Source organism: Arthrobacter sp. cf158, from assembly GCF_900106835.1.
GTDB lineage: Bacteria > Actinomycetota > Actinomycetes > Actinomycetales > Micrococcaceae > Arthrobacter.
On sequence record NZ_FNNR01000001.1, the window covers coordinates 595,874 to 609,229 of the forward strand.

14 protein-coding genes and 1 riboswitch are annotated in these 13,356 nt (G+C 63.5%); of the genes, 8 read left to right on the top strand and 6 right to left on the bottom strand.

All coding sequences use genetic code 11. The features are described 5' to 3' along the window. Window positions 1-14 precede the first annotated feature (14 nt). A complete protein-coding gene (locus tag BLW08_RS02595; protein WP_090819343.1) occupies window positions 15-806 on the top strand; it encodes a DeoR/GlpR family DNA-binding transcription regulator in 792 nt (263 codons plus the stop codon). A gap of 10 nt (window positions 807-816) precedes the next feature. Here BLW08_RS02595 and BLW08_RS02600 read toward each other — a convergent pair whose 3' ends face one another. Next, complete coding sequence (locus BLW08_RS02600; protein ID WP_254779632.1) at window positions 817-1,473, bottom strand: histidine phosphatase family protein; 657 nt, start codon at window positions 1,471-1,473, stop codon at window positions 817-819. Between the two features lie 86 nt (window positions 1,474-1,559). On the opposite strand from BLW08_RS02600, the gene BLW08_RS02605 reads away from it, so the two are divergent. Next, window positions 1,560-2,333, top strand: a complete 774-nt coding sequence (locus tag BLW08_RS02605; protein ID WP_091323213.1) for a CPBP family intramembrane glutamic endopeptidase — start codon at window positions 1,560-1,562, stop codon at window positions 2,331-2,333. Window positions 2,334-2,467: 134 nt separating this feature from the next. On the opposite strand, the gene BLW08_RS02610 is transcribed toward BLW08_RS02605, so the two are convergent. Next, window positions 2,468-3,106 carry a VOC family protein gene (locus BLW08_RS02610; protein WP_090819333.1) on the bottom strand — a complete coding sequence of 213 codons (639 nt, stop codon included), beginning with the start codon at window positions 3,104-3,106 and terminating at the stop codon, window positions 2,468-2,470. Window positions 3,107-3,308: 202 nt separating this feature from the next. On the opposite strand from BLW08_RS02610, the gene BLW08_RS02615 reads away from it, so the two are divergent. Continuing rightward, window positions 3,309-4,649, top strand: a complete 1,341-nt coding sequence (locus tag BLW08_RS02615) for a bifunctional o-acetylhomoserine/o-acetylserine sulfhydrylase (RefSeq protein WP_256212583.1) — start codon at window positions 3,309-3,311, stop codon at window positions 4,647-4,649. A 174-nt stretch (window positions 4,650-4,823) separates the two neighbouring features. Further along, window positions 4,824-4,940: riboswitch (SAM riboswitch) on the top strand. A 14-nt stretch (window positions 4,941-4,954) separates the two neighbouring features. Continuing rightward, window positions 4,955-6,076, top strand: a complete 1,122-nt coding sequence (locus BLW08_RS02620) for a homoserine O-acetyltransferase MetX (RefSeq protein WP_090819328.1) — start codon at window positions 4,955-4,957, stop codon at window positions 6,074-6,076. A 62-nt stretch (window positions 6,077-6,138) separates the two neighbouring features. Here the strand turns inward: BLW08_RS02620 and BLW08_RS02625 are convergent, their stop codons facing one another. The 3 genes from BLW08_RS02625 to BLW08_RS02635 form a co-directional block, all read right to left on the bottom strand. Further along, entirely contained in the window at window positions 6,139-6,615 is a 477-nt protein-coding gene (locus BLW08_RS02625) for a hypothetical protein (protein ID WP_091323216.1), read from the bottom strand. A gap of 93 nt (window positions 6,616-6,708) precedes the next feature. Further along, window positions 6,709-7,860 (bottom strand): winged helix DNA-binding domain-containing protein, encoded by a 1,152-nt coding sequence (locus tag BLW08_RS02630; protein ID WP_091323217.1) that lies wholly within the window; start codon window positions 7,858-7,860, stop codon window positions 6,709-6,711. Between the two features lie 10 nt (window positions 7,861-7,870). Beyond that, the gene (locus tag BLW08_RS02635; RefSeq protein WP_090819318.1) at window positions 7,871-8,713 is read right to left on the bottom strand and encodes an SGNH/GDSL hydrolase family protein; all 843 of its coding nucleotides are present in this window, start codon (window positions 8,711-8,713) and stop codon (window positions 7,871-7,873) included. Between the two features lie 70 nt (window positions 8,714-8,783). Here BLW08_RS02635 and BLW08_RS02640 point away from each other — a divergent pair, with 70 nt between their 5' ends. Beyond that, on the top strand, window positions 8,784-9,434 hold the full coding sequence (locus tag BLW08_RS02640) for an alpha/beta hydrolase (protein ID WP_091323219.1): 651 nt from the start codon (window positions 8,784-8,786) through the stop codon (window positions 9,432-9,434). Window positions 9,435-9,440: 6 nt separating this feature from the next. Here BLW08_RS02640 and BLW08_RS02645 read toward each other — a convergent pair whose 3' ends face one another. Beyond that, on the bottom strand, window positions 9,441-9,668 hold the full coding sequence (locus BLW08_RS02645; RefSeq protein WP_091323221.1) for an RNA-binding S4 domain-containing protein: 228 nt from the start codon (window positions 9,666-9,668) through the stop codon (window positions 9,441-9,443). 23 nt (window positions 9,669-9,691) lie between these two features. Here BLW08_RS02645 and BLW08_RS02650 point away from each other — a divergent pair, with 23 nt between their 5' ends. The 3 genes from BLW08_RS02650 to BLW08_RS02660 all read left to right on the top strand — a co-directional run bounded on the left by BLW08_RS02650 (window position 9,692) and on the right by BLW08_RS02660 (window position 13,206). Continuing rightward, window positions 9,692-10,696: a DMT family transporter gene (locus BLW08_RS02650; protein WP_091323223.1), complete on the top strand. Its 1,005-nt coding sequence runs from the start codon at window positions 9,692-9,694 to the stop codon at window positions 10,694-10,696. Between the two features lie 159 nt (window positions 10,697-10,855). After that, on the top strand, window positions 10,856-12,241 hold the full coding sequence (locus BLW08_RS02655) for a glycine--tRNA ligase (RefSeq protein ID WP_091323224.1): 1,386 nt from the start codon (window positions 10,856-10,858) through the stop codon (window positions 12,239-12,241). Between the two features lie 2 nt (window positions 12,242-12,243). Further along, window positions 12,244-13,206 (top strand): GNAT family N-acetyltransferase, encoded by a 963-nt coding sequence (locus tag BLW08_RS02660; RefSeq protein ID WP_090819305.1) that lies wholly within the window; start codon window positions 12,244-12,246, stop codon window positions 13,204-13,206. The last annotated feature ends 150 nt before the right edge of the window (window positions 13,207-13,356 follow it).

Consider the following 13,356-nt stretch of genomic DNA (forward strand, 5'->3'; position numbering starts at 1 on the left):
GCGAAAGGCTCGTCATGACCCGCACAGATCGGCTCACCGCCATCCTCGATCTCCTGGCCGAATCCGGCCATGTGGAGGTCGAGGACATCGTGACGCGTCTGGGTGTGTCGCCTGCGACGGCCCGGCGGGATCTTGACAGCCTCGCCAAGCAGAGATTGCTGAGCCGTACGCGGGGTGGCGCTACAACCGGATCCGTGGCCTACGACCTCCCGGGCCGCTACAACCGAGACGACCACGCTGTGGCCAAGCAGGAGATTGCGCTGGCAGCGTCAGCATTGATCCGCGCCGGCGCCGTCATTGGGCTCAGTGGCGGTACCACCAACACGGCCCTCGCCCAGCTCCTGTCCACCCGCGAGGACCTCAACGCGCCATCCCATACGCCCACCTTGACGGTGGTGACCAACGCCATCAACATTGCCTCGCAACTGGCGGTCCGGCCGAACATCAAGATCATGGTCACCGGGGGCATCCTGAACCCACGCTCCTACGAACTCGTGGGTCCTTACACGGATGTCATCATGCAGAAGGTTGCCCTGGACATTGCGTTCATCGGCGTCAACGGGGTGGACCCCGATCTTGGCCCCACCATCACCGATGAGGGCGAAGCCATGGTCAACACCGTGATGGCCCGCCGGGCCACCGAATCCTATGTGGTGGCCGATTCTTCCAAAGTGGGCCGCCGTTCCTTTGCCGCCATGGCAGGGTACGACTTCAGGCACCTCATCACGGACTCCGGGATCAGCCCGGAGGACAAGGCGGCGTTCGAGGCCAAAGGCACAGAGGTCATCGTCGCACCTGCGTCCTGAGGATCGCCGGCTAAAAGCGCATCCTCGGTGCGTGCAGCACCGAGTCGTCAACATCCCTGGGGACCCACTGGGTGAACGGTAAATCCAAACTGTACTGCTCGCCGTCGTTCTTGATCAGTGTCCGCAACTCGGCGTTGTCCGGGTTGTTGAGGGACTCAAAGTACTCCACGGTCCAGTGGAACCAGCGCATACAGAACAGGCGCATGGTCAGCCCGTGGGTCACCAGCAGCGTATTCGGGGCATAAGTGGGCTTGTGCCAGTGTCGGTACAGCGTCTCCATGAACGAGGACACGCGGTCGTACACATCCGAGCCGGACTCGCCCTCGCGGAACCGGTAAAAGAAGTGGCCGTAAAGGTTGCGGAGCTCCTTTTGGTCCTCGATGTCCCCGGCGATCTGGAAGTTGGCCCAGTCCTGTTCCCGGAGCCTCGGTTCCTCGATGACCCGCTCGATCAACGGCCCAAGGTTCATTGCCTCCAGCGTCTGGTATGCGCGCAAGTACGGTGAAACGTAGACGCATACCTGCTGCCCATCGAGCTTCCGCCGAAGGTCCTCACCGGCGATCCGGGCCTGTTCAACGCCCAGGTCCGTGAGGGGGATCCGGTAATCCGGCACACGGTTGTAGATGGACGTGTCGGCATTCGCGGCCGACTGGCCGTGCCGGATCATGAATATTCTCTCTGGGGCACCCATCCCACCAAGCATAGGGCGGCAGTTCCCGGCAAAGTGGCAGGAACTGCAGGCAAGATAGGTACATGTTCCTTGCTTCCCGTCGCCGGCTGCGCGCCGAAGTACTTATTGTGCTGGGCCTTTCCCTGGGCCAGTCGGCCGTCTACTCCGTGGTGCAGTTGCTGGACAAGATGACGCGGGCTCCGCTGGCCGATGCGACATCAACGCTTAACAGATCGCAAAGTACCCGGGAGTACTTCGACCTTACGTACCAGTTGCTGGATATTCTGTTCGCCCTGGTGCCTGTTGCCCTGGTGTTCTATTTCCTGTCCACGCACATCCAGGCAAACAGGGACACCGAGGGCGGCTCGGCGTTCGCGAGGTTGGGCTTCAATTTCGCCCGGCCCGGCAAGGACGTGCTCCAGGGCTTGGGGCTTGCCGCGGCCATAGGCATTCCCTCCTTGGGGCTGTACGCGGCCGGGCGGGCGCTGGGCATCACCACGGCGATCGTCCCAAGCGGGTTGGATGCGTACTGGTGGACAGTCCCGGTGCTCATCCTGTCGGCGATGCGCCACGCGATCGTGGAAGAGGTCATTGTGGTGGGGTACCTGATGGACCGCTTCGGCAAGTTCGGCTGGAGCACGCCGGTGGCGATTGTGGTCAGTGCCGTCCTGCGCGGGAGTTACCACCTGTACCAGGGCTTCGGGCCGTTCATCGGAAACGTTGTGATGGGTCTGGTGTTCGCCTGGATCTACACCAGGACCAAGAGGGTGATGCCGCTGGTAATTGCGCACGCATTGCTGGACATCGTGGCGTTCGTAGGGTTCAGCCTCTTCGGCAAGGCAGTGGGATTGGGCTAGCTGGACGCTACAGGCCGTTAAAAGTATCCGGCCGCCATCGGAGGGGTGACGTCATTGGCACCCCGCTGATGGCGGCCGAAGCTTTGCCCGGACATGGCTGTCCGGCACCGGGGCGGGCCCGGAGGTTGGAACGGTCAGATGGTGACGGCTCCGGAGGCGGTTTCGAAGGTAACTGACATGATGCCCGGGGTTCCGTGCGGGGCCATCCACTGGACCGCTACATCTTCCAGGGGCTTCTCCACCGGTTCGCCCAGCCACTCAGTGACGCGCTCCGCCGAGCCCGCAATGGTGAGGCTGGACATCTTCACGTCGCTCTCGTAGATCTTGGACGGGTGCAGAGAGGGGTCGCCCTCCCACTTGAGCAGGTACGGCACCTGGGGATCGGCGATCAGGCCGAGGATGCCAATCTGCTGCCACACCAATTCGCGGCCGTCAGGGAACTTGCGGTTGCCCGGAACGGCGGAGCGGCCAAGACGGTCTTCGAAGGGAGCGAGGTCGTCAACGGCGACGCACCAGCCCATCCAACCACCGCCTGCTGCCGACCTTGCCCGGACGGCTTGGCCAAAGGGTGCTTTGTCGGAAGCAGGGTGGTCCAGGACCTCCACTACTTCCAGGTATTTGTTATCCGCGAGGGGAATGATCATGTTCCGGGTACCGAAGCGCGGGTGCACTCCGCCCCGGACAGCGTCCACTCCCAATGCCGCGGAAATTCGTTCGGTAGTGGCCAAAAGGCCATCTCGTTCACAGGCGTAAGAGACGTGATCCATGCGCATGGCTTCATCTTGGCACTTTGTGATCGGGGTCTCAGCTAAGTCAAGCCTAACTAAGGTGGGATGTATCTGGCTGGTCCTTGATGGCGTCATGAAGGGACTCCCGAAGTCCGAAAGATTCCCCCGGCGTCACAAAGCTGTCTTAGCCCCCGGACACTTCCTAGACTGGCCGCAGCTCACACAAAGCCAGTATCCCGCCGAACCCATGCGCCACGAACAGGAGAACTCCATGTCCCAAGGATGGTCTTTCGAAACCCGCCAGATCCACGCAGGCCAGGAGCCTGACGCCGCCACGGGAGCCCGCTCGCTGCCGATCTACCAGACCACGTCCTTCGTGTTCCCCAGCGCGGAGAGTGCTGCCAACCGCTTCGCCCTGGCAGAGCTTGCGCCCATTTACACCCGGATCGGCAACCCGACGCAGGATGCCGTGGAGCAGCGTGTTGCCAGCCTTGAAGGCGGCCTGGGCGCTCTCCTGCTCAGCTCCGGTCAGGCCGCGGAAACGTTCGCCATCCTGAACATCGCCGAGGCGGGGGACCACATTGTTGCCAGTCCCAGCCTGTATGGCGGCACCTACAACCTGCTGGCACACACGTTGAAGAAGTTCGGCATCTCGGTGACGTTCGTGGAGGATCCGGACAACCTGGATCACTGGCGTGACGCCGTCCAGCCGAACACCAAGCTGTTTTTTGGCGAAGTTGTTTCCAACCCGCGCCAGGACGTGCTGGACATCGAGGGCGTTGCCCGCACCGCGCACGAGGCCGGCGTGCCGCTGATCGTGGACAACACCCTGTCTACGCCGTATCTCATCCGTCCCTTGGAGTGGGGCGCCGATATTGTGGTCCACTCAGCCACCAAGTACCTTGGCGGACACGGTTCTGCCATTGCCGGCGTGATTGTGGACTCCGGCAACTTCGACTTCGGCCAGGATCCGGAGCGATTCCCAGGCTTCAATACCCCGGACCCCAGCTACAACGGACTGGTTTACGCGCGCGATCTCGGCAAGGACGGTGCTCTGGGCGCCAACCTCTCCTACATCCTGAAGGCGCGGGTCCAGCTGCTTCGCGACCTTGGCTCCGCCGTCTCGCCGTTCAATGCCTTCCTGATCGCCCAGGGGCTGGAGACCTTGAGCCTGCGCATCGAACGTCACGTCGCCAACGCCACCAAAGTGGCTGAGTGGCTTGAAGCCCATGACGACGTCGAATCGGTAGCCTACGCGGGGCTGCCGTCGAGCCCTTGGTACGACCGTGGCCGGAAGTATGGTCCGCAGGGCACCGGCGCAATCGTTGCCTTCACCATCAAGGGCGGCGTTGAAGCGGGCAAACGCTTCGTGGACGGCCTGGAGTTGCACTCCCACGTGGCCAACATCGGTGACGTCCGTTCCCTGGTGATCCACCCGGCATCTACCACGCACAGCCAGCTGACCGTGGAGCAGCAGGTTGCTGCCGGCGTCAATCCCGGCTTGGTTCGCCTGTCTGTAGGCATCGAGCATGTGGATGACATCATCGCTGACCTGGAGGCTGGATTCAGGGCCGCAAAGGGCGCCTGAGCAGCGTCCGGCCCCTGGCCAAGGCGCCTTCAGCTGGAACGCCGCCCGGCCCGTCGATTATTCGCCGGGCGGCGCTCCCGGGTGCTCGTTCATGAACCAACCAGCCTTAAACCGTCACACTGCTGTCACATTCTTCGCCAGAACAGCGGTGTCCTTCCTAGACTCTACGTATTAGGTCATGAGTGCCAGCAGACAGCCCCGGCTTGCTGGCCGGCAACCCTCCTTACGCGGTGGGGTGCCCCGGGTGAGGACCTGGCCTGTCGCACGCAAGGCGGCGGGCAAGCGCGAGGTTAGGTATCAAAGGAATGACCATTACTGCTGCAGCCCTGTCCACAGCCGAACAAGAAGACGGCACGGTCAAGTACGCCGGCATAGGGCCGCTGGAACTTGAGGCCGGGGGCTTTCTTCCGGATGTCGTGCTGGCCTACGAAACCTGGGGCCGCCTGAACGCGGATGCGTCCAACGCCGTGCTAATCCAACATGCACTGACGGGCAGCACCCACGTAGCCCGTGGTGCCACGGACGAGGAAGGATGGTGGGAGCAGCTTGTAGGACCGGGCGCCACCATCGACACAGACCGCTTCTTTGTGGTCTCCATCAACATCGTGGGCGGCTGCTATGGAAGCACCGGCCCCTCTTCAGAAGCGCCGGACGGCAAGCCCTGGGGCTCGCGTTTCCCCCTGATCACCCTCCGCGACAGCACGGAGGCCGAAGCGCGGCTTGCCGATGCCTTGGGGATCGAGGCCTGGCATGCGGTCCTGGGCGGCTCCATGGGTGGAGCGAGGGCTCTTGAGTGGGCAGTGACCCTGCCGGAACGGGTCAAACGTTGCGCCGTCATCTCAGTGGGCGCCTACAGCACGGCGGAGCAGATTGCCTTCGCGCAGGCCCAGACCCTCGCCATTCGGCAGGACCCACATTTCAAGAATGGGGACTACTACGGCGGAACGGCACCCGAGCAAGGATTGGCCTTGGCCCGGCGCATCGCCCACATCACTTATCGCTCAGCACTGGAGCTGGACTTCCGCTTTGGCCGGGAGGCCCAGCACCAGGAGACGCCTCTTGCTGCTGCCGTATTGGGGGAGCGGGGCCGGTATCAGGTGGAGAGCTACCTCGACCACCAGGGCAGCAAACTGGTCCGGCGCTTTGACGCGAACAGCTACATCGCCATCACCGAGGCACTGATGTCCCACGACGTCACACGCGGGCGGGGCTCGTTGCAAGAGGCGTTGTCCGGGACTACGGCAGAGTTTTTCGTCGCAGCCGTGGACACGGACAGGCTCTATTTCCCGGCACAGTCACAGGAATTGGCCGCGGCACTGCCGGGCGATGTTCCCGTTCACGTCATCGAAGCGCCGATTGGCCACGATGGATTCCTGACAGAAATCGGGCAGCTGTCAACGCAGCTTCGCCAGGCATTCTTCGCCTGAGCATCCGGACATTCCTGGCCTGAGCATCCGGGCAGATCGGGGCATTCGGGCAGATCGGGCGCTCAGCCGTTCATGATGTCGGCGCGCTGCTTCATGTAATCCTCCATGGCGATTTCGCCATTGCTGAATTTCGCGTCCAAGTCGGCCAGCTTCCGCGCCCGGTAACCCTGGGGCTCCGTGCCGCCCGCAGCGGGGAACGGCGCCGGCGCGGAAGGGCTCGACGCCGGCGCGGCCTGCGGTGCGTCATCTGCGGGGCGGATGACTATCGGCTCAGACGGGTACCCGGGGTAGCCCTGCGGAGGGTAGCCAGGCCCGGGTTGCGGCTGCCCGGGATACTGCTGCCCGGGGTACTGCTGCCCGGGGTACTGCTGCGGGTGCCCTTGCGGAGGGTAGCCCGGGCCGGGGAGATTCTGCGGCGGGTACCCAGGACCCCGGAAGCCGCCGTCCTGGAGCCGCCGTGCCTTGGACCGGTTGTACATGCGGATTCCAAAGGGAATCAGCCACGAGCAGACGATGATCCAGAAGATCAGATTGTTCACAGTGCAGGCCTCCTAGGTCTTCTCCCAGCTTAGCCTTGCCTCTTCACAACCCCGCCACTTCACAAGCCCCGCCACTTCACAAGCCCCGCCGCTTCACACCAGCCTGGTCTCCATCCCCAGAAACAGCCCGTAGCGCTCTGCCTCGGCTTCAAGTGCAGCCTGCTCCTGCGCTGTTGCCGGCTGGTTCATGCGGACGTCCAGCTCGCAGATCCCGCCGGAAAATCCGTGACGCCACCAACCAGCCAGTCTCCCGTCCAGCAGGACTACGTGCATGGGACCGTTGTCCTCGGGGAAGTAGGGGGCCGTGCCACCAAGGTAGTACCGGGACTGCGAGTAGCCCATCACGTACTCGTCGTAGCACTGGATGAGGTCGATCCGGGGCGCGTCCGGCTCCTTCGTCGGAGGGGCAGCGGTGAAATTCACGCCGTCCTCAGCGGCACAGTGAAACTCCAGGCCGTCAAAGCAGGCCGATTCCAGGGCGTCCGGAAACAGCTTGGCAGCGGCTTGGATCCCCAGTTTGATGTCCTTCATGGTCAGCCCGGACCACGCTGCACAGTCCTTGACGGTGGCTGGGCCGCGGCTGCTGAAATAGCGGTGTGCCAGCTGTCCGAGAGCTTGCTCGCGGTCGTCGCCGGTGAGCGGCCCGCGGACGGTGCCGGGCACGCGTTCCTCAAACAGGCCATAGGTCTGTTTGAGCGCTCCTCCGGCCGAACGGACCGGGGCGCCGCTGACCAGGATGCTGCTGATTTCTGCGTGCATCAGGTGGTAGATAAAGCCAAGCCCTTTGCTGGGAAAGCCGGCTTGTCCCAGTACCCCGGCCAGTTCTTCGCGGGTCTTGTGGGCTCCGTTGGCCACGGCTTCGGCCAGGATGCCCCCACTGGTGGCAGCGGCTTCCTCATCGATCCCGGTCTGGCGGTACATGCCTTTGTTGCCCTGATGGAGACGGTCCGCAGACAATCCCATGAGCCAGCCAAGATCGTCCTGATGCACAAAGTGCCAGGTGGGCCGGAGGATATGGGTCCGAAGAATGGTCCCGTCCGCCACTGCCTGCTCCACCTCGGCGGACGTACTGCCGGATGTCCTTTGAGCCAGCGTCCAGCGCGCGTAGGGAAACTCCTGCGACTGCACCGCCAGGAGGTTGCGGAGCACTTCAGAGGGCGCTCCCGGCTTTGGCGTCCGCAGCTGTTGGCGTCGCAGGCGCACCTGCCGGACGGTTTCTGCGGCGGCGGACACACCACCCGGCATGGACGTCACCTTAGCGGCGCGGCAGCAACGTGCCGCTGGGTCCGAAGACGGGTCCCGGCGTCGGACGTTTTGGTGTGATGCCGTCGCCCGACGATTGGTGCCGGAGCCTCCGGATGACCCAGGGGACAAAGTACTCGCGCGCCCAGACGAGATCGGACGAGCGTGCCTCGCGCCAGGTACGCTGCGGCAGCGGCTTGGGCATCAGGGGTTCAAGCGTGTGCTGCACATTCAGGGCATCCAGGACCATGGTGGCGATGGTGTGGTGGCCCAGTGGTGAGAAATGCAAGCGGTCAGCGTCCCACATCTGGGGGTCTGCCAACTGGCGCAGGGACCACATGTCCGCAATGACGGCGTCGTGACGGGCGGCCACCGTCCTCAGGTTCTCGTTGTAAATGGCCACCTTGCCGCGGATCCGGCCCAGGACCGAGGCAGCAGTGTCCGGGCCGTTGAACAACACAACGGTGGCGCCGCCGGAGCTTAGATCGCCGACTGCGACGTCGAGTTTCTCGGCCAGTAGGTCAGGATCGCCGCCGGGGCGGATGAGGTCGTTGCCACCGGCAGAAATGGACACGAGGTCCGGCTGCAGTTCAAGGCATGGTCCCACTTGTTCGTCCACGATCTGCTGCAACAGCCGGCCGCGGATGGCGAGGTTGGCGTAGGCGAAGTCCTGGTGCCCGCGCCCCAGTTCTTCAGCAACACGGTCAGCCCACCCGCGGTGGCCGCCGGGATTCGCCGGCTCGGGGTCGCCGATCCCTTCAGTGAACGAATCGCCCAGGGCCACGTAACGGCCCCAAGGGTGCTTTTGAACAGGCTCGCCGGGTTTCAACAAATGATTGTTCTCACTCACGCTCATATCCTGCCTCGTCACGGCGAACCTACGCCACCGTAAGTTGTTACTTCCGGGTAACTGTAAGAATGGAACCATGACTGAAGCCCCCGCATTCCCCGCGCCCGTTGTCCTGTGGTCCCACGACGAAGCCGAGCGTGCCGGCAAGCCGCTCCTGGTGCTGCTGCACGGTTACGGCTCCAACGAAGAGGACCTGTTCAGCCTGGCCGGGCTGTTGCCTGAGGGTTTTGTGGTGGCGGCGCTTCGGGCGCCCATGCCCATGGGGCCGGGCTTCACCTGGTTCCCGCTCACGGCCTCCATCGACTATTCCCTGGACGCTGTGAAGCTGGCGGCCGAATACGCCCTGGGGTGGCTGGACACCGTTAAGGCCAATCACTCGTCGGTGACGTTGCTGGGCTTCTCGATGGGCATGGCCATGGCCACCACCATGCTCCGGTACCGTCCCGCGGACTTTGCCGCCGTCGTCGGGCTTTCAGGTTTTGTGATCGACGCCGGCGCTGACGCCGCCTTCCGGGACGAGCAACTGGACGGCTCGCTGCCGATGTTCTGGGGCCGCGACCAGCAGGACCCCGTGATTACCCCGGACAAGATTGACTACACCATGGGTTGGGTGCGCAAGCACGTGGACCTCACCAAGGTGCTCTACACCGGCATGTGGCATGGCATCAACCAGCAGGAAATCGGGCACGTGGGTGAGTTCCTCACCCATAAGGTCCTCACTGACTAGCGGGTGTCAGGCGGCGGTGATCCGGACCGTCTGGCCGTTGACCGTCACAGTATCTCCCACGTGGAGCTGGCGGCCACGGCGGTCGTCGATCTCGCCGTTGACCTTGACCAAGCCATTCTTGATGAGCTCCGTGGCTTCAACGCCGTCCTCCACCAGATTGGCAAGCTTCAGCAGCTGGCCGAGGCGGATCATGTCGTCACGGATGGGGATTTCTTCGATTTCCGGGTTGCTCATACAGCAATGATGCCTGAAGTAGTGTGGGGACAGTGCCGCAGCCTTCTCCCCGTCCCGCCCTTCCGCTTGCCCTTGGCCTCCCTGTCGCAGTAGCAACAGGCTTGGTCATTCCGCTCCAAGGAAGGATTAACGGGGCCCTCGGCGCCACACTGAATGATGGCATTGCTGCAGCCGTGGTGAGCTTCACCACAGGCCTCCTGCTGATCGGTGTTATCTCGCTGGCGACGCCCAAGGGCAGGGCCGGCCTTCAACGCATCATCCCCGCGGTCCGGAACCGCAGCTTTCCCCGCTTGTATGTGATGGCCGGCGCTATCGGTGCACTGTTCGTGTTCGCCCAGTCCTTCACAGTGGCCCTTCTGGGGGTGGCGCTGTTCACCGTCGCTGCCGTAACGGGTCAGACGTTGAGTGGTCTGCTCGTTGACCGCATGGGCATCGGCCCTGGTGGCCGGCGTGCCATCACGGGAGTCCGCGTTCTTGGCAGCGTCCTGACCGTTGCCGCCGTCGCCTGGGCGGTTTCTCCGAGGTTCGGCGGCGATGCCGACATCGCGTCGCTGGTACTGCCCGTCCTTCTGCCTTTGACGGCAGGGTTCCTGATGAGCTTCCAACAGGCCATGAATGGAACGGCCACGGTTCATTACGGGACACCGATCGCGGCCACCTTGGTCAACTTCATTGCCGGATCGGCCATTTTGTGGCTCGCCTGGCTCATCAAGCTGGCTGTTGCCGGACCTGGAAATCCGCTTCCCTCCGAGTGGTGGTACTACCTTGGCGGTCCCATGGGCTGCCTTTTCATCGGCCTGGCAGCGTTGCTGGTCCGCAGCCTGGGCGTGCTGATCACCGGCTTGGGCATGATTGCCGGCCAGCTGGTGGGCTCGTTGGTGCTCGACGTCGTGATCCCCAGCCCCGGCGCGGTGGTTGCCTTGCCCACGGTGCTGGGGACCATCCTGACGCTCGCCGCGATCGTCGTGGCCACCTTGCCGTGGCCCAGGGGTGCTTTCGCACGAAAATCAACGGCCAAAGGCCGGTAGGGTTGGTAGGGTGCAGTATTTTTGCGTTCTGCCCACAGTAGAACGCAGTAGTAACAACAAACTTTCCCCCAGTACCCCGCCGGACAACCTCGTCCGGACATCCGGGGCAAACCACCGCGGACCGCACCCAGCGGCCCTGTAGAACAAATGGAGTTACCCATGGCAGCAAAATCCGTCCTTGACCAGGTCATTTCCCTCTCCAAGCGGAGGGGCTTTGTCTTCCAGGCCGGTGAAATCTATGGTGGCTCCCGTTCTGCCTGGGACTACGGTCCCTTGGGTGCGGAACTGAAGGAAAACATCAAGCGCCAATGGTGGCAGAGCATGGTCCGCGGCCGCGAAGATGTGGTGGGTCTGGACTCCTCCGTCATCCTTCCCCGCCAGGTATGGGAAGCCTCCGGCCACGTGGAGGTCTTCTCCGACCCCCTGGTGGAGTGCCTGTCCTGCCACAAGCGCTACCGTGCCGACCACCTCGAGGAAGAGTACGAGGAAAAGAAGGGCCGCCCCGCAGAGAACGGGCTCAAGGATATTGCGTGTGCCAACTGTGGCACCCGCGGCGAATGGACGGAACCCCAGGAATTCTCCGGCCTCCTGAAGACCTTCCTTGGTCCGGTAGCCAGCGACGAAGGCATGCACTACCTGCGTCCCGAAACGGCCCAGGGCATCTTTGTGAACTTCAACAACGTGCTCACCACGTCCCGGAAGAAGCCGCCGTTCGGCATCGGCCAGATCGGCAAGTCCTTCCGTAACGAGATCACCCCGGGCAACTTCATCTTCCGTACCCGCGAGTTCGAGCAGATGGAAATGGAATTCTTCGTCGAGCCCGGCACGGATGAAGAATGGCACCAGTACTGGATGAAGGAGCGTATGTCCTGGTACACCGGCCTGGGCATCCGTGAAGACAACCTTCGCTTCTTCGAGCACCCGGTGGAAAAGCTCAGCCACTACTCCAAGGGCACCACGGACATCGAGTACCGCTTCGGGTTCCAGGGCTCCGAGTGGGGCGAGCTCGAGGGCATCGCCAACCGCACGGACTTTGACCTCTCCACCCACGCCAAGGCTTCCGGCACGGACCTGAGCTACTTCAACCAGGCCACCAACGAGCGCTACACGCCGTTTGTGATCGAGCCCGCTGCCGGCCTCACCCGTTCCTTCATGGCCTTCCTCATCGACGCCTACACCGAGGATGAAGCACCCAACGCCAAGGGCGGCGTCGATGTCCGCACCGTGCTGAAGCTCGATCCGCGCCTGGCTCCGGTCAAGGCCGCGGTCCTGCCGCTGAGCCGCAACGAGGACCTGTCCCCGAAGGCCAAGGCGCTGGGCGCCCAGCTGCGCAAGAACTGGAACATCGACTTTGACGACGCCGGCGCGATCGGCCGCCGTTACCGTCGCCAGGACGAGATCGGTACCCCGTTCTGCATCACCGTGGACTTCGATACCCTCGAGGACCAGGCCGTTACCATCCGCGAGCGCGACACCATGAGCCAGGAACGCGTGTCCTTGGACAAGGTTGAGGGCTACCTGGCAGCACGCTTGATCGGCGCCTGATCGTGGCTCTGGAGTACCGCGAATGGAAGGAAGGCGACGACCTCGCCCTCCTGGAGATCTGGGGTGGCCCGGAAACTCTTCCCGCTGAGCAGTTCCGTGCCGCTTTGGCGCCGTCGGGCAACCAGCCCTGGCGCCGGTGCATCGTCGCCGAGGACGTGGTGGACGGCGTTCGGATACCGGTTGCTGCAGGCGTGGTCCACGAGGCTTCGCTGCACCCGGAACGTCTGTGGGCCTACATCGAGGTTGCCAAGGATCATCGCCGTGAAGGCGTGGGCGCCACCCTCCTGACCATGCTCCGCCGGGAAGCCGGGAACTCGCCGTCGGGCGTTTCCAGGCTCCGCAGCAAGGTGGAACCGGACACGGCAGGTGCGGCCTTTGCCGCAGCCGCCGGCCTTGCACCCATCCAGCGGTCCCAGCTGGTGGTGGTGGAACCCGAGCCGCTGTCACTCCCGCGGTTCGGTGATGGTTCCGAGGAAGCCGCATCTGAGCGGGTGGAGGACCTGGCCACAGGTTCGGTAGAGCTGAGTGAGGTGGTGGGTAAGTACTACTCCCACGTCCACCACTGGGACAGCCCGGGGGAGCTCAGCATCGCTACGGTGCAACGCTTGTTCCTGCATGACCTCACGGGTGCCCACGGTGCAATCGTTTTGAGGGCGCCCAAAGCCAGCGCTTTTGGTGAAGGTGTCCCGGCCAGCCGCAAGGGCAGGATCCAGGCGTTCGCCATCAGCTACGCCCAAGGCAGCTCCGATGAGCCGTCGGATGTCTTCCTGGGGCATGATCCGGAGCTGTCTGCCGAGGAAGCTGCGCTTGCTGTGCGGGACCTTTTGGCACTCATCGCCTACCAGCACCCGGTACTGCTGGAAGTCGACGAATCGATGACGGCCCTGCGTACGGTTCTTGGGCCTTTGCTGGAATCCGGCAAGGCCCACGTGCGTGGTGCGGACACGTTGATCGTGAGCGACTGACCACTGTTTCTGCACGTCAGGATCCTGCCCTCCACCGCCGCTGCGGAGGGCAGGATCCTTGCGTTTAAGCCCCTAAGACGCTCTGCGAACAGTCCGGTTAATAAAGATGATTGACGCTGCCCTGAGGCAGGAGTAGGCCTATCGGAGTAA

Coding starts and splice junctions, on each gene's coding strand:
- BLW08_RS02595 (WP_090819343.1), top strand. CDS start 15: ATGACCCGCACAGATCGGCTCACCGCCATCCTCGATCTCCTGGCCGAA.
- BLW08_RS02600 (WP_254779632.1), bottom strand. CDS start 1,473: ATGATCCGGCACGGCCAGTCGGCCGCGAATGCCGACACGTCCATCTAC.
- BLW08_RS02605 (WP_091323213.1), top strand. CDS start 1,560: ATGTTCCTTGCTTCCCGTCGCCGGCTGCGCGCCGAAGTACTTATTGTG.
- BLW08_RS02610 (WP_090819333.1), bottom strand. CDS start 3,106: ATGCGCATGGATCACGTCTCTTACGCCTGTGAACGAGATGGCCTTTTG.
- BLW08_RS02615 (WP_256212583.1), top strand. CDS start 3,309: ATGCGCCACGAACAGGAGAACTCCATGTCCCAAGGATGGTCTTTCGAA.
- BLW08_RS02620 (WP_090819328.1), top strand. CDS start 4,955: ATGACCATTACTGCTGCAGCCCTGTCCACAGCCGAACAAGAAGACGGC.
- BLW08_RS02630 (WP_091323217.1), bottom strand. CDS start 7,860: ATGCCGGGTGGTGTGTCCGCCGCCGCAGAAACCGTCCGGCAGGTGCGC.
- BLW08_RS02635 (WP_090819318.1), bottom strand. CDS start 8,713: ATGAGCGTGAGTGAGAACAATCATTTGTTGAAACCCGGCGAGCCTGTT.
- BLW08_RS02640 (WP_091323219.1), top strand. CDS start 8,784: ATGACTGAAGCCCCCGCATTCCCCGCGCCCGTTGTCCTGTGGTCCCAC.
- BLW08_RS02645 (WP_091323221.1), bottom strand. CDS start 9,668: ATGAGCAACCCGGAAATCGAAGAAATCCCCATCCGTGACGACATGATC.
- BLW08_RS02655 (WP_091323224.1), top strand. CDS start 10,856: ATGGCAGCAAAATCCGTCCTTGACCAGGTCATTTCCCTCTCCAAGCGG.